Origin of the sequence: Pseudomonas sp. StFLB209, assembly GCF_000829415.1 — a bacterium.
GTDB lineage: Bacteria > Pseudomonadota > Gammaproteobacteria > Pseudomonadales > Pseudomonadaceae > Aquipseudomonas.
Window position 1 is genome coordinate 4,641,198 of sequence record NZ_AP014637.1, and the last position, 18,410, is coordinate 4,659,607.

The following is an 18,410-nucleotide window of genomic DNA, read 5'->3' on the forward strand; positions in this document are numbered from 1 at the left end:
GCACGCTGTAAATCAGCAGCGCACCCGGGCGTTGCGGCGGGTGTAGTTGAACCAGGTCAGCGCGATGCACAGCAGGTAAAACGCGATGAACCCGTAAAGTGCCCACTCAGGGCCGCCGCTGAGGTCGAACGAACTGCCGAACGACTTGGGAATGAAAAATCCACCGTAGGCGGCCACGGCCGCGATAAAACCCACCGCGGCAGCAGACTCTTGCTCACCCTGCCGGGTCTGTTGGGCAGCCGGCAGGTGCGGAAAAAAGCCTGGGGTTTGCTGGCGAAAAATCGCCGGGATCATTTGCGTGGTGCTGGCGTTGCCGACCCCGGAGAAGAAAAACAGCAACAGGAACATCGCCAGAAAGCCCCAGAACGCGCCGGGCTGATCTTTGATAGCGATGAAATGCAGCACGCCGATGACGCAGCCGGCCATCGCGACGAACACCCACAAGGTGATCCGCCCGCCGCCAAAGCGGTCAGCCAGGCCACCGGCAAAGGCCCGGCTGACCGCGCCGATCAACGGCCCGAGAAACGCAAAGCGCAGCACCTCGACTTCCGGAAACAGCCGCCCGGCCAGCAATGGAAAGCCTGCCGAGAAACCGATGAAGCTGCCGAAGGTGCCGGTGTACAGCACGCTCATCAACCAGGTGTGCGGGCGCTTGAAAATCGCCATCTGGTCTTTGAACGACGCCTTGGCACTGGCAATGTCGTGCATGCCGAACCAGGCCGCCAGCGACGCCACGATGATCAATGGCACCCAGATGAACCCGGCGTTCTGCAGCCACAGCGGGGTGCCTTGCGCGCTGATCTGCGGCGCACCGCCCAGGCTGCCGAGCACCCCGGCAGTTATCGCCAGCGGCACGGCAAGCTGCATCAGGCTCACGCCCAGGTTGCCCAGCCCGGCATTCAGGCCCATGGCGCTGCCCTTGGCCTGCCTGGGAAAGAAGAACGAGATATTGGCCATGCTCGACGAAAAGTTACCGCCGCCCAGGCCGCACAGCAGCGCCAGGATCAGCATCACCAGGTAAGGCGTCTGCGGGTTCTGCACGGCAAAGCCGATCCACAGCGCTGGCACCAGCAAGGACGCGGTAGACAGCGCCGTCCAGCGCCGCCCGCCGAACACCGGCACCATGAAGCTGTAGAAAATCCGCAAGGTGGCGCCAGACAATGCGGGCAGGGCGGCCAGCCAGAACAGTTGGTTGGCGCTGTAGTTGAAACCGGCCAGCGGCAGCTTGGCAACCACCACCGACCAGACCATCCAGATGGCGAAGGCCAGCACCAGACAGGCAATCGAGATCCACAGGTTGCGAGTGGCGATACGCTTGCCGCTGGCGGCCCAGAAGCTTGGGTCTTCTGGATGCCAGTCTTGCAGAACGTGGCGGTCGGCGCGGCTGCTGTCGGGGGTCGCCAGTTCCGGCAGGTCATGCTGCTGCGTGTCTTGCGCCCACTCCAGCCGCTCGGCCAGGCGGATCGAGTAGTGCATCCAGGCCAGCGCCCCGGCGGCGATGACCAACAGCAGCATGAAGCAGCTCTGCCAGATGCCGATCACATCGTTGAGCATGCCGAAGGTCAGCGGCAGGCAGAAACCGCCCAGCCCGCCGATCATGCCCACCAGCCCGCCAACCACCCCGACATGCTGCGGGTAATAGGTCGGAATGTGCTTGAACACCGCTGCCATGCCCAGCGACATGAAAAAGCCCAGCACCATGATCAGCACAATGAAACCGGCCAGGCCCATGTGCATGGAGAATTCGATCTGGCCGTGCACACCGCTGACGATGTAGCGCGTTGGCGGGTAACTGAGCAGCAAGCTGCACAGCACCGACAACCCCAGCGACCAGTACATCACCCGGCGCGAACCCTGGCGGTCGGCCAGCCAGCCGCCAAGAATGCGAAACAGCGCCGCCGGCACGCTGAACAGCGCCGCCACCAGACCGGCCTGGGTCAGGCTCAGGTCGTAGACTTGCATCAGATAGTGCGGCAGCCATAGCGCCAGAGCGACAAAGGCGCCGAACACGAAAAAGTAGTACAGCGAAAAGCGCCAGACCCGCAGTTCTGCCAGCGGCGCGAGCTGTTCAGTGAACGATGCAGCAGGCTGCCGGGTATCGCTGCGCTGCGGATCGTTACGCGCCAGGAGCATGAACAGCACGCCCATCGCTGCCAGCACCGCGCCATACACCAGCGCGGTGTCGCGCCAGCCGAGACTCAGCAACAACAACGGCGCGACCAGATTGGTCAGCCCGGCGCCCACATTACCGGCACCAAACACCCCCAGCGCTGTGCCCTGCCGGGCCGGCTCGAACCAGCGCGCCACATAAGCGGTGCCGACAATGAACGAACCGCCGGCCAGGCCCACGCCAAGTGCAGCCAGCAGCAATAGCGCGAAGCTGCTGGCCACGGTCAGCAGGACCACGCACAGAGCCGAGAGCAGCATCACAATGCCAAATACCCAGCGGCCGCCATACCGGTCAGTCAGCAGCCCGAGAAAACTGCGCGACAGCGAGCCGCTGAGCACCGGCGTTGCCATCAACAGGCCCAGCTGCGTGTCGCTCAGGGAAAATTCGTTCCTGATCTGCAGACCGAGAATGGAAAACAGCGTCCACACGGCAAAACACAGCGTGAAAGCCAGGGTGCACAGGCCGAGCGCCCGGTATTGCTCCCGGGGCACTGGAGGAGTGGTCATCACGGCACGGTCCTTGTTCGATGCACGAGGCAACGGCATGGGATCAGCCAGGGCAGTGCTCTTATCGGTGGCTACTTACCCGGCGGCTGTATCAGGTCGGATACAGACTAGGCCGGATTGGCCGACAGTGCCGTGATTCAAGTCAAGAAAAGGTCGCCATTTGTCTGGCGTAACCGGGCAACGTTGGTTAGTTGCAGCCAGCACATTGAAAGTAGCCGGCCGGTTTTACTGGCCCCTTCGTCGGAGTGCCGCCCAGACCAAGGTTGGCTCCTACCGAGAGCGAGCCAGGTCCGGGATTGCTTGGCTGATTAGCATTACACCTACAGTACCCGCCTCAACCATGCGACGAGCAGGTCTCACTCAAGCGTTTGTAGTGCAACTCATGCTCCACACCCTGGCTGTCCATGTAAACCATGCTCGCCACCACCGGCTCACACAGGTCGGACTCGGGTGCCTCAATGCTCACGACTTTTTTGATATCCAGATTCTGGCCATAGCCATATTGCTGAACAACCGGCTGCTCGACAGCAGCAGTCTGGTCATTGGCTGAGGCCATCAGGCTAGCCAGCGACAGGGCGGCAAACAGAACGTATTTCATGACAATCTCCACACTTATCAGGTTGCAAAGTCGCGAATGCGCTTTGCCTATGGCCATCATTTTAAGGAGGCCCCCTGATTCCCGGAAATGGTGGCTGTCGATACACAGAATCAACGAAACCGATGGCGTTCAGTACTGGCGACCGAAGGTTATCGATCAAATTCATTGATGCGTCGCCCCTGAGCTATCCGGCGATCCGATAGCGGCCTTGCGCCAGCAATTTCATGCTTGACCCACTTCAAACAGGCGGGTCAGCGCATGGAAACCTTCGACATTTACCGGAAAACCCGATTTGGCGCCCTCGTGCACGAATACGGCCTGGACGGCAGCCGGTTGCTGCCCTGGGCAGGCTATCCGATGCCGTTTGGCGGCGGCTGGTGCGTGGTGCGGCCCGGCACCACTACGCAAACCCACACGCAAATCGATCAGGAGCTGTTCATCGCCATCGAGGGCAGCGCCCGGCTGGTGATCGGTGACCAGCAGATGCCGTTCAGCAAGGGCGACATCGCGGCCATCCCGAAACACACCCACCACTACGTAATCAACGACTCGGCCGAGGACTTTCATTTCTACGTGATCTGGTGGGACCTGAATCACGTAAACAACTTCCTTGCCCAGCACAACGACACCACCGGGTGCCTGGCATGAGCCGCTTCATCGTCACCATCACCCCGCCAACGCCCAATGGCGACCTGCACATCGGCCATATCGCCGGCCCATTTCTGGGCGCCGACGTGTTCACTCGGGTCCAGCGCCAGCGCGGTCATGATTGTGTGCTGCTGTCTTATTCCGACGACTACCAGTCCTACATGCTGCGCAAGGGCCTGGAGCAGGGCGTCGACCCCGTGGAACTGGCGCGGCGCAACAGCGACCGTATCGAGGCGTCGCTGGCGGCAGTGAATATCCAGCCGGATAACTGGATGCGTCCGTATGACAATCGGTTTTTCAGGCAGGCGGTCAGCGAGGTATTTGCCAAGCTGCAACAGGCCGGCGCCATCGAATTTCGTGATAGCCAGGAGGCGTACTGCCCGGACTGCGACAAATGGGGCTATGAAGCCTTCGCCCGTGGCCTGTGCAATTACTGCGGCCATGACTCGGACCCCAGTCAGTGCGAGCAGTGTGCCCAGGCGCCGGATGCCGCACTGATGAGCGGGCTGTACTGCAAGCTGTGCCACAAGGCGCCGCAGTTCAGGAGCACCCACCGGGCGTTTCTCAAACTGGCCGACTTCAAGGCGCCGCTGCGTGACAGCCTGCTGGGCCGACAGTGGCGTGCGCCGCTCAACGCCTGGCTGCGCGACACCCTTGAACACTTGCACGACTGGGGCGTGACCCGGCCCCACGACGCCGGGCTGGACCTGGCCGCCGACGGCTCATGCCGGGTGCACACCTGGTTCATGGGCCTGGCCGGCTACATCGCGGCGTTTCGCGAGTATGCCGAGCGCATTGGCCAGCCGGAGCTGTTCAACCAGTACTGGCGTTCGGGGCAGGGCACGCTGGTCAATTTTCTAGGCTTCGACTGTGTCTTCAGCCATTGCATCGTTTACCCGGTGCAACTGGCGGTGCATGACGAGTTGCGGGTCCGTCAGCACTTCATGCCCAACCAGTTTCTCAAGCTCGACGGGCTCAACCTGTCCACCAGCCGCAACCACGCAATCTGGGTCGGCGATCTGGTGCGCCAGGCCTGTGCCGACAGTGTGCGCTTGTACCTCGCCAGCGTTGCGCCGGAGCAGAGCGAAGGCGACTTTCGCCTGCAGCACTTTCAGCGCTGGCGCCAGGATGTGTTCCTGGACTTTGTCCCGGCGCTGCTGCAAGCCGGTCCCGATCAGCGTGAGCACGGCTGGAACGGCTTTAACGGCGCCGATGCCGGGCTGCTCGAAGCGCTGCGCCTGCAATGGTGCAAGGCCACCGAGCTCAAGCAGTTTTCGATCCGTGGCATGGCTCAGGTGCTACTCGACACCATCGCGATTACCCGTACGCGGCTGGAGGCGGGCCGCCCGGTCAGTCACTTCGCCGCGCTGATTGCGGTGTTCGGCAAGGCGCTGGTCCCGCAAACCGCCGCCGACATCGTCAATGCCTACGCACTGCCCGAAGCACGGCTGAACGCTGTCGTGTTCGGCGGTCCGGCCCCTGACTATTCGATCTGAGCGGCCATCGCATGAGCATGGATTATCAAGTCGCGGTGATCGGTGCCGGCATTGTCGGCGCGAGTATCGCCGCCCGCTTGCTGCACCTGGGCCTGAGTGTGGTGCTGCTGGAGCAGGGCAGCGTCGCCAGCCGCGGTGCCAGCGCCAGTTCCGGCGGGTTGCTGCGTTTGTACGACGCGGACCCACTTTTGATGCAACTGACAGCGCATTCGCTACGGGTCATGGGGGAGGCGCCGTTTTCCGACACCTACACCCGAGCGCTGCGGCGCAGCGGCGTGCTGTATCGCGCCGATATCGCGCATGAGAGTGCACTGGAGGCAGCGATCGAGCGCTACGCCAGCGCGGAGTATCCGCTGCGCAGAGTCCAGGGTTTCGGTCCCTGGTCGGCACGTGCGGATCGCGCTGAGCTCTACGAACCGCATGCCTGCGTCGGCGATGTGCGCGGTGCCACCGCGCGGTTGTGCCAGCGTGTGCGCCGCGATGGGCTGCTGATCGAGCATTGCCGGGTCGAGTTCATCGACTGGCAGGCCGATGGTTCGGCCCACATTCAACTGGGAGAAGCGCGCCTGGATTGCCAGACCGTGGTGCTGGCCAGCGGCGCGTGGACGCATCGGTTGTTACCGGAGCTGGCGCTGCAAAGCCGCGCGATTCCGTTGGCCAGGGTCCAGACCGAGGCCGCCTGGCCGCTGCCGTTGATCGACGCGGTCAGTGGCAGTTATGCCATCCCGCTGGGGCCACATCTCGTGCAGAGCGGTTGCGGGCTGCGTGACCGGGCGCTGCTGCCGGAGCAACTGGCGCGGCCGGATGCCCGGCATATCGAGGATGCCCGGCAACGGGTCGGCCAACTGGCCGGCGGCGGGCGGGTCAGGGTGCTGGATGTGGTGCCGGGCTTTGACAGCTACAGCGCCGATGGCCGGCCACTGCTGGGCTTTGTGGATGAGCCGCGCGGTTTGTACGTGGCTTGTGGGCTGTCCGGGGTGGGCTTCAAATTCGCGCCGGGTATTGCCGACCTTGCCGCCCGGCAGATTCAAGGCTACTTGCATGACGGGCAGCGGTCGGTTGACCCGCATTGGGCCGGGCTGGACGCGCGACGGGGTATGCCGTCATGACGCCAACCGCCATGAAAGTCGGGATCAGCGCGGTGTTCGACCCGGCTGTCACTCCCCATGCACGGACCTTTCTGCGCGCGTTGGCAGCAGGCCGCAACCTGATACCGGGGCTGGCCGGCGTGCAGTGGCACTGGCTCGACGACGGGGCCGACCCCCGGCAGGCCGCCATGGTGGCGCAACAGATGGTCGAGTGGGGCGCCGATCTGGTGCTGGGCCATTTTTCGTCCGACGCCGCGCTGGCCGCCGCGCCGCTGTATGCCTGCCACCAGATTGCGCTGCTGACACCGGCGGCTACGCTGCAAGACTTGACCCGATTCCCCAACGTGCTGCGCGGTTGCCCGTCGGATCGGCAACTGGCCGGCGAGCTGTTGGCCTGGGCCATCAGCCGCTTGTGGCAACGCCTGTATGTGCAGGCTGATGACAGCGCACACGGCCAGGCACTGGCGGCGGCGATCCGGCACAGTGCGCTGGCCCATGGTCTGCAACCGGTAACCGACCGCGAGCAAGCCGACGCCGAGGTGTTTGCCGGGCGCCTGAAATCCAGCTGCGCCTACCTGCAGGCTCGACGCCGGGCCGGTTGCAGCCGACCGCTGATATTTACCGATGACGCCGTTTCGCCGTTTTTCGGCACTGGCCAGCCGGTTGGCGACCAACCGCAAGCCACTTGGGTCATCGGCTTTCACCCAGGCCCCGAGGATTGCCCGGCGGCCCGCCAGCACCGGCAGTGGTTCGCCAGCCCGGCGCAGACCTATTACCGAGAGAGCCTGCGCCTGCTGCATGGCATTGGCGTGCTGGCACGGCGCAATCTGCCCGATCGCCGCGCCTTGCTCGACGCCTTGTGCAACGAGGTGTTGGCCACCCCGCTGGGGCCGCTGGCTTTCTTGCAGAACGAAATACGCGATGCCTCCACCCAGCTCTGGCACCTCGGGCCGCAAGGCCTGCAACCGGTCACCCCGACCTTTTAACCCCCTATTCAATCAAGGACAGATTCCTGATGAGTCTTGCAACCACCACCGTCGATGCGCTGTGCATCGGTTTCGGCCCTGCCGGGATTGCCCTGGCCTGCGCTTTCGAAGATGCCCGCGAACAGGGTCTGCCATTGGGCCGCGTAGACATGCGCTTTGTCGAGGCAGCCGCCGACAGTCAATGGCACCCTGAGCTGTTGCTGGCCGGCACCGACATCAATCACCACGTGTTCCGTGATCTGGTGACGCCGCGCAACCCGCGCAGCCGTTTCTCGTTCGCCATGTACCTCAAGGACAAGGGGCGGTTGTTTGATTTCGGCCTGCTCGGGCGCCCGGCCAGCCGTCATGAGTGGTCCGATTACCTGGGCTGGGTCTCACGCCAGGTCGATGCACGCACCTGCTTCGATACGCGTATTGACGAGGTGCTACCGGTGATTCGTCATGGCCGGTTGTGTGAGCTGCGGGTCGAGACGGCGCACGGCGCGTTCGAAACCCGCAACCTGGTGCTGTCCAGCGGTAGCGCCGCGTACATACCGGAACTGTTCCAGCCCCTGCTGGGGCCGAAGGTGTTTCATACCTCAGGCTTTGTCAGCCATATGCAAGCCTTCGCCAGTGAGCGGCCCAAGCGCTGGCTGGTGCTCGGCTCCGGGCAAAGCGCCAGTGAGTCGGTGCTGGAACTGATCGGCCGCGATCGGCAGGTCGAGATTCACTCGGTGCACCGCACCGCCGGCTTCAAACTCACTCAATTGGGGCAATTCCCCAACCGGGTCTTCGGCCCCGAGCATGTCGATTACTTCCACAGCCTGGACGCTGGCGCCCGCCAGCAGTTTCTCGCCTACAGCCGCGCCACCAACTACGCCGGCATCGACCCGGATGAAAGCCAGAAGCTGTTCTCGCTGATCTACGAAGACACCGTTGCCGGTCGTCAGCAGCTGCACACCCATCACTACCAGCACGTCACTGGCGTGCAGCTGTGTGGTGATGCGTATCAGGTCACCCTGACCGACCGTTTCAGCCAGCAGACCCGGCAACTGGAGGTGGACGGCATCGTCCTGGCCACCGGCTATCAGCAGTACCGCGTGCCGCCGCTGCTCGCCGGCCTGCAGCCATGGCTGGCCGCCGATGAGCAAGGCGCGCTGGTGGTCGATCGCGATTACCGCATCCACACCCAGGGCGCCTGCGACGTGCAGCTATGGAGCAACGGCTTGTCCGAACGCAGCCATGGCATCAGCGACAGCCAGTCGTTCTCGATGCTGGCCCTGCGCGCCGGGCGGATAGCCAGCGCCTTGCACCAGGCATCGACCCGCCCGGTCACAGCTGCCGGCTGCAAAACTACCCTGGCCTTGAGCGAGTGACCGGTATGTATGACAGCATCGGCGACATCGTCCATGACCAGACCTTCCTCAAAATCAGCGGCCTGGGCGCGGACTTTCATCTGAAAATGGAGTCGTTCAACCCGGCCGGTTCGATCAAGCTCAAGACCGCCAGCGGGCTGGTCGACGACCTGCAGGCGCGGGGGCTGATCCAGCCCGACTCGATCCTCATCGAGTCGTCATCCGGCAATCTTGGCGTAGCCTTGGCCATGCTCTGCGCCGCCCGCGGCCTGCGCTTTACCTGCGTGGTCGACCCCAACACTGCCAGCCATAACCTGCGCCTGATGCGCAGCTATGGCGCCGAGGTCATTCAGGTCGAAAAAACCGACGCCAATGGCGGCTTTCTCGGCACCCGAATCGAGTTGATCCGCCAGTTGCAGGCCAGCGACCCGCGTTACCTGTGGCTTAACCAGTACGCCAATGCCGCCAACCCCAAGGCCCACGCGCGGACCACGGCCCGCGCCATCGCCGGGCACTTTGCCCAGGTCGATTATCTGTTCGTCGGGGCCGGGACCACTGGCACCCTGATGGGCTGCGTTGAGTATTTTCGCCAGCACAGCCCGCACACCAGAATCATCGCCGTCGACAGCGTGGGGTCGGTGACCTTCGGCACACCCGCCAGCCGGCGTTTCATTCCAGGTCTGGGCACCAGCCAGCGCCCGCCGATCTTCGCCGCCGAAGGCATTCATGCGCTGGAAATGGTCCCCGAGACCCACACGGTGGTCATGGCTCGGCTGCTGGCGCGCAGCCGCGGGCTGCTGGTGGGCGGCTCGACGGCCACGGTGATCAGCGCCGTGCATGCCTGGCGCGAGCGTATCGAACCTGGAGCGGTGGTGGTGGCGGTGTCGCCGGACTGGGGCGAGCGTTACCTCGACACCCTGTATGACGATACGTGGGTTGAGCAGCGCTTTGGTCGCGAGGTGCTGGCGATGAACTTGGCAGACCTGGGGCGCGAGCCTGCACGCACCACCTGGCTGCCCACCCCACAGGCGGATTTTCATGTGCTCGACGGGCAATGTGTGGCGCAGATTCTGGCGGCTGATCCGCTGGCCTGTATCGATGACGTGCGCCAGGCCTATCTGGATCACGAAGCCGGGCGCAGCATCAACCCGGACAGCTATTTCCTGCGTTTTCCCCGGCAGCCGGCTAACCGCATCATTGCCTTGCCGGCCAGCCTGGAGGGTGAGCAGCCGGTCACCGGGATCAAGTGGATTTCCAGTTTTCCGGCCAATATCGACAACGGCCTGCAACGGGCTTCGGCGGTATTGCTGCTCAACCGGCCCGACACAGGCTATGCCTATGCCTGCCTGGAAGCCTCTCGGATCAGCGCCATGCGCACCGCGGCCTCGGCGGTGCTGGGCGCCTGGTGGAGCAATGGCCAGCGCCGCGCCGCCGACCATCTGGCACTGGTGGGGGCGGGGTTTATTGCCCGCAGCATCGTTGATCTGTTGATTGCCGATGGCTGGCGGTTCCAGCGCATCACGGTGCATGACCCGCATGCGCCGTCGGCCGCCGCCTTGATCGGCCATCTGGCCGAACAGCACGCGCTGCAAGCCGAGCAGGTTGAGCTGGCGGCCAGTCTGAGCGCCGACCTATTGGTGTTCGCCACCACCGCGCCGACGCCTTACGTGCATGAGCCGCTGCTGCGTGCCGGTCAGGTGGTGCTGAATATCTCGCTGCGCGATCTGGGGCCAGCAGTGATCGCCCAGGCCAACAACCTGTTCGATGACGTCGAGCACTGCCTGAAGGCCGGCACCTCGCCGCAACTGGCGGTCGAGCACTATCAGCAGCGCTCGTTCATCAGCGGCAGCCTGGCGCAATTGATGCTCGGCCAGATCAGCCTTGATCCGGCCAAACCGACCATCTTCTCGCCATTTGGCCTCGGCGTGCTGGACCTGGCGGTAGGGCAGCGCGTGTATCGCCGGGCGCTGGAGCAGGGCCGGGCCTTGCCGGTGCCGAATTTTTTCTTTGAATCCAGCCGCTGGTGACGACCATGTACACAATCGCCATTGTCGGTATGGGCTCGCGCGGGCTGAGCCTGCTGGAGCAGTTCATTGCCCTGAGCCGCGCCAACCCGCATCTGCCGCTGCAACTGGACCTGTTCGATCCCGCTACTCCGGGCAGTGGCCTGCACCTGAGTGACCAGCCCGATTACCTGATGCTCAACACCATGGCCGGGCAGATCTCTGCGTTCTGCACCGCCCACCCGGCCACCCAACCGCCGGGGCCGAGCTTCCTGCAGTGGTGCCAAGCGCGAGATCTGCGCCTCGACGCCCGCGGCCATGTCGACCCCAGCGGGCAGGGCCGGCCGCTGGCCTTCGCTGACTTCGTGCCGCGTCGTTTGCTGGGGCTGTACTTGCAAGACAGCTACCGCTGGCTGCTGGGGCATTGCCCGGCACAGTTGCAGGTGCGTCACTACCCGCAGCGGGTGAGCCGTGCCCTGCCTGCGGCCGGTGGTTCGGGGTGGCAACTGACCACCCAAGAGGGCACTTGTCATCACTACCACGGATTGTTCATCACCAGCGGCCATGCGCCGGCCACGCCGCTGCCGGCCGAACCCGGCGCACGGGTGGCGATCGAGGGCCTGGGCCTGAGCGCCATGGATTGCATCGCCGAACTGACCCAAGGCCGTGGCGGCCGCTACGTGGCTGATAACGGCCTGGCCGGTTGGCGCTACCTGCCCAGCGGCCGCGAGCCGCAAATCTACCTGTATTCACGCAGTGGCTTGCCGTTTCATGCCCGGCCAAGCGGTTTTGACGCGCCGTGCCAGCCTTGGCCACGGCTGTTCTTCACCGCCGAGGCCATCGAACGGCTGCGCGCAGAGTCTGGTTGCGCGCGGCTGGACTTCGCCCGCGATCTGCTGCCGTTGATCACCGATGAAATGCGCGCGGTGTTCTATCAGGCCAGCGTCAGCCTGGCCGAGCCGCAAGGGTTGCCCGCAGTCCAGCAGGCCTTGCGCGAGACGGCGCAGCGCGATGAGTTGTTTGCGCAACTGGCCCGACAGTGGGGGGCTTTCGAGCCGCTGCACTGGATGCCGATGCAGCCGTGGACGGGCGACGATTACCCGCAGTGGCTGCGCCGCTGGCTTGAGCAAGACCTGATTCGCAGCCGCCTGGGCCGCCGCGCCAGCCCACTGACCCAGGCCCTGGAAGTCTGGCGTGACTACCGCGACCTGCTGCGCCTGGCGGTTGACCACGACGGCCTGCTGGCGCACTCACGGGTGGATTTTTACCGCCGTTTTGCCGGGCTCTCCAACCGTCTGGTCGGCGGCCCGCAGCAAGAGCGCTACGAAGACCTGCTGGCGTTGCTCGACGCCGGCGTGGTGCACCTGCTGGCCCCAGGTCAGGTGCCTGCGCAACTGGACTGCATCGTTCGGGCACGCAATGCCCACAGCGGCCTGAGACTCAATGCCAGCGGTTTGCTCGGCGACCTGCAACGTCAGGGCCTGATCCGAGCCGCTCAGGCGTTTCCCGCCGACGGCGTGTTGGTCAACGACCAACACCGCGCCATCCGCGCTGATGGCTGCGCACATTCGCGGCTATGGCTGCTGGGGCCAGTGGTGGAAGGCAGCAGCTTTTACAACCACTACGTACCGACCCCCGACCCGCATTGCCTGGCGCCGCTCCAGGCGCGCCGGGCGGTGCAGGACTGCCTGGGCGCATTGGCCTCGCCGTGCGCCGTGGCCTGTTGACCCCGTTTTCTCACTGACAAGGACCGACCCCATGTACTCGATACCCTACGAACTGACCCTGCTCACCGCGCTGGCCGGCGCCTTTATCGTGCTGATCATCAGCCCGGGACCGAATTTTCTGGTCATCACCCAATTGTCCTGCAGCCAGTCGCGCCAGCAAGGCATCTGTGCCGGTCTTGGCGTGGCCTCGGGCAGTATCATCTGGGCGCTGCTGGCCGTCACCGGCCTGGGCCTGATGTTCCAGCAGTTGCCTTGGCTGCAGCCGGCCCTGCAACTGCTTGGCGGCGTTTATCTGGGCTGGCTGGGAATCAAAAGCCTGCGCAGCGCCGGCAACCCGCCGGCCCCTCGCGATATCAACGCACTGGGCATTGCCAGCCTGAGCCGCGCCTACCGCTTCGGCCTGCTCACCAACCTGACCAACCCCAAGGCGTTGGCGTTCTATACCAGCGTGTTCACCACCGTCGCTGCACCGGGCCTGCCCATCTGGGTGCGCAGCGCCGGGGTCTCGATCATCGCGGTGTTGGCCATCTCTTGGTTCGTACTGCTCGCCACCCTGTTCTCGATCCCGGCCATCCAGGCCCGCTACCAGCGCATGAAAAAAGCCATCGACATCATCACCGGGCTGTTCATGGTCGGTTTTGGCCTGCGTTTGCTGGTGGGGTTGCTCTGATTCTCTCCAAATCTCTGATTGTTAATGAATATCTCGTAGGAGCGGTCGGGCGGCGATCCGCTTTAGCCGCGAAGGCTTTTACTGATGCAGGAGAGCACCATGCACACCAGCAACTGGCATTACCCCACCTCCATCCGCGTCGGCGCCGGGCGCGTCCGTGAGCTTGCCGACGCCTGCCGCAGCGCCGGCATCCAGCGTCCGCTGTTGATCACCGACCGCGACCTGGGCAGCCAGCCGATGATCCAGCAAGCCCTGGACGACTGCCGCCGCGAACTCGGCCAGTGCGCACTGTTCGATCAGGTCAAGGGCAACCCCACCGGCAGCAACGTCGCCGCAGGCCTTGAGCGCTACAAAGCCGGCCAGCACGACGGGGTGATCGCCTTCGGTGGCGGCTCGGCACTGGACGCCGCCAAGGCCGTGGCTCTGATGTCCGGCCAGCACCGCCCGCTGTGGGATTTTGAAGACATCGGCACCAACCACCTGCGCGCCAACCCCGACGGCATTGCGCCGCTTATCGCTGTGCCGACCACCGCCGGCACCGGTTCGGAAGTCGGTCGCGCCGCGGTCATCACCGACGAAGCGGCACGGGTCAAACGCACCATCCTGCACCTGCGGATGATGCCCAAAGTGGCGATTCTCGATGCCCGGCTGACCCTCAGCCTGCCACCGGCACTGACCGCCGCCACCGGCATGGACGCGCTGACCCACTGCTTCGAAGCCTGGTGCTCGCCGGTCTGGCACCCGATGGCCGAAGCCGTGGCGGTCAAGGGCCTGCAGATGATCCGCCAGCACCTGCCGCGGGTGGTGTGCGATGGCCAGGACCTTGAGGCCCGCGAGCAAATGCTGGTCGCCTCCAGCCTCGGCGCAGCGGCGTTTCAGCGCGGGCTGGGTGGCGTGCATGCCATTGCCCAGTCGCTGGGCGCGCTCTACGACCATCACCACGGGCTGCTCAACGCGATCGTGTTGCCCTATGTGCTGCTGGCCAACGAGGCGGCGCTGCATCAACCCATGAACGAGCTGGCCCATGACCTGCGTTTGCCCAAACCGGGCTTCAATGGGGTCATGGACTGGTTACTGCAATTGCGCCACGACTGCGGCATCCCGCACACACTGACGGCATTGGCTATTGATGAGCGTGATGCCGAATTGATCGGCCGGATGGCCTTCAAGGATGGCTGCTCGCACACCAACCCGGTGCGTCACAGTGCCGAGGGCTATCAACGGATTTTCAGCCATGCCGTGCAGGGGATGTGAGGGTGCAGCAGCTCAATGACTTCTGGCTGCGGCAGGTCGACAGCGGGCGGATTGTCGGTGGGGTGTTGTTGCTGGCCGAGGCCGGTGAACTGCGCTATGCCAGTGCTTGTGGCTGGGCTGACCGCGAGGCGCAACGACCCATGCAGCGCGACACCGCCATGCGCCTGGCGTCGCTGAGCAAACTGCTGACTTCGATCGCCGTGCTGCATCTGTGCGAAACGGGCGTACTGGACCTGAACGGCCCTGTCAGTGACTGGCTGGGGTATTTTCGCCCACGCCTCACCGATGGTCGCGAGGCAGTGATAACCCTGCGCCAGTTGCTGTGCCATACGGCGGGGCTGGGCTACGGTTTTGAATTAGCGCCGGGCAACGCCTACCAACGGGCCAGGGTGTCTGACGGGCTGGATGACCCAAGCCACAGCCTGCAAGACAACCTGCAGCGTTTGGCACAGCTGCCACTGTTGTTCGAGCCGGGTACGGCGTGGCGCTACTCGCTGGGCACTGATGTGCTGGGGGCGGTCATCGAGGTGGCCTGCGGTCTGGATCTGGCTGAGGCGATCAACCGCTATGTCACAGGTCCGCTGCAGATGCGCAGCACCGGCTTTACTGCCTGCGACTCTCTGGCCCGCGCCTACAAGGACGCCCCGACGCTGCCACAACCGATCAGCGATCATGATCGTCTGCCGCTGGATGGCGGGGTGGCACTGCTCAGTGCCCGCCGGGCGTTCAACCGCCAGGCTTACGCCTCAGCCGGCGCCGGGTTGGTCGGCACCGCCGATGATTACCTGCGCTTGCTTGAGTGCTTGCGCCTGGGCGGTGCGCCGCTGCTCAGCCCGGTCAGTTGCGCGTTACTGACCGCCAACGCGTTGGGCGAGCTGCCCATGACCAGTCGCGGCGCTGGCTGGGGCTTCGGCCTGGGGCCGGCGGTGCTGCTTGACCCTGTGGCTGCCGGCCAGCCGCAAGGGGCGGGTAGCTGGGGCTGGTGCGGGTTGTATGGTTGCCACTATTGGGTCGACCCGCAGGCCCAGCGCAGCCTGGTGGTGCTGACCAATACCGCAGTGGCCGGCGCCTGGGGCGAGCTGGCAGACGGGATCGTGCAGCACATCTATTGATGAGCGGCCACAGGGTATGGCTAATGAACGCGGCGGTTCTGGCTAGCGTTGGCGTTTGTTTGCCGGTTTGCTGCGTACCGGTTGCGACGGCATCGGCGCAAAGATCGCCCTGATGCCCCTGCATTGCGGATAGTCCGCACAGCCCCAGAAGTTGTCGCCAGCCTTGGCGCCGCTACGCGCCACTTTCATGACCATGGTCTTGCGGCAATGCGGGCAGGCCGGGGCATGTGTCTTCGCATCGGGCGGCGGGGCGGCAGGCTTGGCTTCTCTGGCCTTGGGCCGGGCGGTTGTGGTTTTGCCGGTCGGCGCGGGCCGCGCCTCTTGGGCCATCGGCGGTGCGGTGTCTGGCAGACTTTCGGGGGCTGCCAGTCGCTTGCGCTCGGCAAATGCCGTGACAAGCCTGCTGATAAAAGGCAGCTTTCTGGCGAGCCTGAGCAGCAGGGAAGGCGATTGGTGTGTCATGGGGGCTGTCGTAAAAGTGAACCGTGTGGGCGCCATGCAGGTGGCGGCCGGAGTCTGATGTTAGCGCAACCCTGGCGTGGTGATTGACAGGTGTCAGGCTGCTGGGCAGTCTGATGGCCTTACGACATTTGGGATGAGGGGCATCATGGACAACGAAGCACTCAGAAACAAGCTCAACGTCATGATTGCCGAGCAACTGGGCATTTCAGAGCAGGAGGTCAGCCGTGGCTATGGCGGTTACGGTCACACCCTGGAAAATCTGGGTGCAGATGAGTACGACATCATCAGCCTGCTGATGGCGCTGTCTGGCGAGTTTGGCATCAGCATCTCGGATGAAGACGCACAGACTCTGGATACGCCGAAAGCGATTTACGAGTACATACTCAAGCAGACTAAGGGCTGACCTGAATCGATTGATGGCCAAAGGCAATCAATTTTTGCTGATGTCTTTATGATGTCATGGTAAAACACGGGCTGGAATGACTTACCAGGCCAGGGAATGCCATGCTAAAAATCGTCAGTCACGTTGTTGCCTTGTTGCTTTTGTCCTGCACGCTGGCGGTTGGAGCCAAGGAAACCCGGGTCCCCGACTCGGTGATCGTGCAACGCCTGATCGAGGAGTCCATCGCCCAATACCCCGGCAGATGCCCTTGCCCTTATAACGCCGCGAGCAATGGCAGCCGTTGTGGCAAGCGCAGTGCTTACAACCGCGACGGCGGCTATGCGCCCTTGTGCTTCAAGGAAGATGTCACCAAGGAAATGGTCCAGGCGTATCGGCAGCGTTCTGCCAGATAGCTTGCTCACCGGTACGCGTACTTATGCGCGTGATCGGTGAGCAAAGCGGCCACAAATTTACTGAGCATTGATCCAGATGGTCTTAAGCTCGGTGTACTGATCATGCGCCCACTGCGACTTGTCGCGACCGCCAAAGCCTGACTCGCCGTAGCCTCCGAACGGCGTCGAAGCGTCGCCTTCACCGAAGCAGTTGACGGTGACGATACCGGCGCGAATCTCGCGCGATAGACGGATCGCGTTGCGCAGGTTGCTGGTGTAGGCCGAGGCCGCCAGGCCGTAAACGGTGTCGTTGGCCAGGGCAATGGCCTCATCAATGGTGTTGAAGGTGGTGACGCTCAAGACCGGGCCGAAGATCTCTTCGACGAACAGTTTGTCCCCAGCTTTCACGCCATCAACAATGGTCGGCTCGATGAACACGCCATCCCGGGTGTTGCCGCCTTCGACCACTTTAAGTTGCGCCTCGACGGCGTGTTCCAGGTACGAGCGAACCTTCTCGAAATGCGCTTTGCTGACCATTGCGCCCAGGCGGTTGGCCGGGTCCAGCGGGTCGCCCAGTTGCCAGTCGCGCACGTGCACCTTGATGCGCTCGAGCAGCTTGTCTTTGACGTCGCGGTGCACGATCAGCCGCGAGGACGCCGAGCAGTTCTCGCCCATGTTCCAGAACGCACCGGCCACCAGGTACTGGGCCACTTCGTCGAGGTCTTCGACGTCGTTCATCACCACCGCCGGGTTCTTGCCACCCAGCTCCAGTACCACACGTTTGATGTTCGACTCGGCCGAGTACTTGAGGAACAGTCGGCCGGTGTCGGTCGAGCCGGTGAAGCTCACCGCCGCGATGTCCATGTGCCGGCCAATCGGCTCGCCGACTTCGCGGCCACCGCCAGGCACGATATTGAACACACCCGCCGGTACGCCGGCCTGATGGGCCAGCTCCGCGACGCGCAGGGCGGTCAGGGTGGTTTCCTTGGCCGGCTTGACCACGATCGAGCAACCGGCGGCCAGCGACGGGCCGATTTTCCAGGCCAGCATCAGCAGCGGGAAGTTCCACGGCAGCACCAGACCGACCACCCCGATGGCTTCACGCACCACGGTGGTTACCGCACCGGCGCCGGTCGGGGCGCTGAAGTCGTAAATCTTGTCGATCAGCTCGGCATGCCAGCGCAGGGTGTGGATGGTCTCCGGCACGTCGACGTTCTGGCATTCGCTGACCGGCTTGCCGCTGTCGAGGCTTTCCAGCACTGCCAGTTCATGGGCGTGGTCTTCCAGCAGTTGGGCAAAATCCAGCAGGATGTGCTTGCGCGCCGCCGGCGCCAGCTTGCTCCAGCGACCGTCTGCGAAAGACTCTTTAGCGGCTTTGACCGCCAGATCGACGTCGTCGCTGTTGCCGGCGGCGATGTTGGCCAGCAGCTCACCGGTGGCCGGGTTGGTGGTGGCGAAGGTATTGCCCGACAGCGCATCACGGAATTCACCGTTGATGAATGCCTGGGTCGGGAATTTCAGTTCAGCGGCCAGCGCCTTGTATTGGTCTTTGCTCAGCAGTTCAGCCATTGGCGTGTCCTTG

General features: G+C 64.0%; 16 protein-coding genes. 12 read left to right on the forward strand and 4 right to left on the reverse strand.

Going from position 1 to position 18,410, the window contains the following annotated elements; genetic code table 11:
* Positions 1–12: 12 nt before the first annotated feature.
* Together PSCI_RS20975 and PSCI_RS20980 are read right to left on the reverse strand one after the other, a co-directional pair.
* Complete coding sequence (locus tag PSCI_RS20975) at positions 13–2,715, reverse strand: nitrate/nitrite transporter (RefSeq protein WP_331711509.1); 2,703 nt, start codon at positions 2,713–2,715, stop codon at positions 13–15.
* 295 nt (positions 2,716–3,010) lie between these two features.
* A complete protein-coding gene (locus PSCI_RS20980) occupies positions 3,011–3,274 on the reverse strand; it encodes a DUF2790 domain-containing protein (protein WP_045490686.1) in 264 nt (87 codons plus the stop codon).
* Positions 3,275–3,532: 258 nt separating this feature from the next.
* On the opposite strand from PSCI_RS20980, the gene PSCI_RS20985 reads away from it, so the two are divergent.
* The 10 genes from PSCI_RS20985 (at position 3,533) to PSCI_RS21035 (ending at position 15,592) form a co-directional block, all read left to right on the forward strand.
* The gene (locus PSCI_RS20985) at positions 3,533–3,922 is read left to right on the forward strand and encodes a cupin domain-containing protein (RefSeq protein WP_045490688.1); all 390 of its coding nucleotides are present in this window, start codon (positions 3,533–3,535) and stop codon (positions 3,920–3,922) included.
* A complete protein-coding gene (locus PSCI_RS20990; protein WP_045490690.1) occupies positions 3,919–5,418 on the forward strand; it encodes a methionine--tRNA ligase in 1,500 nt (499 codons plus the stop codon). Before PSCI_RS20985 ends, PSCI_RS20990 begins: the two co-directional genes overlap by 4 nt.
* An 11-nt stretch (positions 5,419–5,429) precedes the next feature.
* A complete protein-coding gene (locus tag PSCI_RS20995) occupies positions 5,430–6,527 on the forward strand; it encodes an NAD(P)/FAD-dependent oxidoreductase (RefSeq protein WP_045490692.1) in 1,098 nt (365 codons plus the stop codon).
* Positions 6,524–7,492 (forward strand): ABC transporter substrate-binding protein, encoded by a 969-nt coding sequence (locus PSCI_RS21000; RefSeq protein WP_045490694.1) that lies wholly within the window; start codon positions 6,524–6,526, stop codon positions 7,490–7,492. The genes PSCI_RS20995 and PSCI_RS21000 overlap by 4 nt, the downstream gene beginning before the upstream one ends.
* 29 nt (positions 7,493–7,521) lie before the next feature.
* The gene (locus PSCI_RS21005; protein ID WP_045490696.1) at positions 7,522–8,847 is read left to right on the forward strand and encodes a SidA/IucD/PvdA family monooxygenase; all 1,326 of its coding nucleotides are present in this window, start codon (positions 7,522–7,524) and stop codon (positions 8,845–8,847) included.
* A gap of 5 nt (positions 8,848–8,852) precedes the next feature.
* Positions 8,853–10,853, forward strand: a complete 2,001-nt coding sequence (sbnA, locus tag PSCI_RS28790; RefSeq protein WP_084710058.1) for a 2,3-diaminopropionate biosynthesis protein SbnA — start codon at positions 8,853–8,855, stop codon at positions 10,851–10,853.
* 5 nt (positions 10,854–10,858) lie between these two features.
* Positions 10,859–12,556, forward strand: coding sequence for an FAD/NAD(P)-binding protein (locus PSCI_RS21020; RefSeq protein ID WP_045490698.1), 1,698 nt, complete (start codon positions 10,859–10,861; stop codon positions 12,554–12,556).
* A 31-nt stretch (positions 12,557–12,587) separates the two neighbouring features.
* Entirely contained in the window at positions 12,588–13,226 is a 639-nt protein-coding gene (locus PSCI_RS21025; protein ID WP_045490700.1) for a LysE family transporter, read from the forward strand.
* Positions 13,227–13,325: 99 nt separating this feature from the next.
* Positions 13,326–14,480, forward strand: coding sequence for an iron-containing alcohol dehydrogenase (locus PSCI_RS21030; RefSeq protein WP_045490701.1), 1,155 nt, complete (start codon positions 13,326–13,328; stop codon positions 14,478–14,480).
* Positions 14,481–14,482: 2 nt separating this feature from the next.
* A complete protein-coding gene (locus PSCI_RS21035; RefSeq protein ID WP_045490703.1) occupies positions 14,483–15,592 on the forward strand; it encodes a serine hydrolase domain-containing protein in 1,110 nt (369 codons plus the stop codon).
* A gap of 42 nt (positions 15,593–15,634) precedes the next feature.
* Here PSCI_RS21035 and PSCI_RS21040 read toward each other — a convergent pair whose 3' ends face one another.
* Entirely contained in the window at positions 15,635–16,054 is a 420-nt protein-coding gene (locus tag PSCI_RS21040; RefSeq protein ID WP_045490705.1) for a topoisomerase DNA-binding C4 zinc finger domain-containing protein, read from the reverse strand.
* Between the two features lie 145 nt (positions 16,055–16,199).
* Between PSCI_RS21040 and PSCI_RS21045 the strand changes: the two genes are divergently transcribed.
* Entirely contained in the window at positions 16,200–16,457 is a 258-nt protein-coding gene (locus tag PSCI_RS21045) for an acyl carrier protein (protein ID WP_045490707.1), read from the forward strand.
* 101 nt (positions 16,458–16,558) lie between these two features.
* Positions 16,559–16,849, forward strand: coding sequence for a hypothetical protein (locus PSCI_RS21050; protein WP_045490709.1), 291 nt, complete (start codon positions 16,559–16,561; stop codon positions 16,847–16,849).
* A 57-nt stretch (positions 16,850–16,906) separates the two neighbouring features.
* Here the strand turns inward: PSCI_RS21050 and PSCI_RS21055 are convergent, their stop codons facing one another.
* Positions 16,907–18,397: an aldehyde dehydrogenase gene (locus tag PSCI_RS21055; protein WP_045490711.1), complete on the reverse strand. Its 1,491-nt coding sequence runs from the start codon at positions 18,395–18,397 to the stop codon at positions 16,907–16,909.
* Between the last annotated feature and the right edge of the window lie 13 nt (positions 18,398–18,410).

Excerpts from the sequence above, each read along its gene's own strand:
- PSCI_RS21040 (WP_045490705.1), bottom strand. The coding sequence starts at position 16,054 with ATGACACACCAATCGCCTTCCCTGCTGCTCAGGCTCGCCAGAAAGCTG.
- PSCI_RS20975 (WP_331711509.1), bottom strand. The coding sequence starts at position 2,715 with ATGCCGTTGCCTCGTGCATCGAACAAGGACCGTGCCGTGATGACCACT.
- PSCI_RS21045 (WP_045490707.1), top strand. The coding sequence starts at position 16,200 with ATGGACAACGAAGCACTCAGAAACAAGCTCAACGTCATGATTGCCGAG.
- PSCI_RS20990 (WP_045490690.1), top strand. The coding sequence starts at position 3,919 with ATGAGCCGCTTCATCGTCACCATCACCCCGCCAACGCCCAATGGCGAC.
- PSCI_RS21055 (WP_045490711.1), bottom strand. The coding sequence starts at position 18,397 with ATGGCTGAACTGCTGAGCAAAGACCAATACAAGGCGCTGGCCGCTGAA.
- PSCI_RS20985 (WP_045490688.1), top strand. The coding sequence starts at position 3,533 with ATGGAAACCTTCGACATTTACCGGAAAACCCGATTTGGCGCCCTCGTG.
- PSCI_RS21030 (WP_045490701.1), top strand. The coding sequence starts at position 13,326 with ATGCACACCAGCAACTGGCATTACCCCACCTCCATCCGCGTCGGCGCC.
- sbnA (WP_084710058.1), top strand. The coding sequence starts at position 8,853 with ATGTATGACAGCATCGGCGACATCGTCCATGACCAGACCTTCCTCAAA.
- PSCI_RS21025 (WP_045490700.1), top strand. The coding sequence starts at position 12,588 with ATGTACTCGATACCCTACGAACTGACCCTGCTCACCGCGCTGGCCGGC.
- PSCI_RS20995 (WP_045490692.1), top strand. The coding sequence starts at position 5,430 with ATGAGCATGGATTATCAAGTCGCGGTGATCGGTGCCGGCATTGTCGGC.
- PSCI_RS21000 (WP_045490694.1), top strand. The coding sequence starts at position 6,524 with ATGACGCCAACCGCCATGAAAGTCGGGATCAGCGCGGTGTTCGACCCG.
- PSCI_RS21005 (WP_045490696.1), top strand. The coding sequence starts at position 7,522 with ATGAGTCTTGCAACCACCACCGTCGATGCGCTGTGCATCGGTTTCGGC.
- PSCI_RS20980 (WP_045490686.1), bottom strand. The coding sequence starts at position 3,274 with ATGAAATACGTTCTGTTTGCCGCCCTGTCGCTGGCTAGCCTGATGGCC.
- PSCI_RS21050 (WP_045490709.1), top strand. The coding sequence starts at position 16,559 with ATGCTAAAAATCGTCAGTCACGTTGTTGCCTTGTTGCTTTTGTCCTGC.
- PSCI_RS21020 (WP_045490698.1), top strand. The coding sequence starts at position 10,859 with ATGTACACAATCGCCATTGTCGGTATGGGCTCGCGCGGGCTGAGCCTG.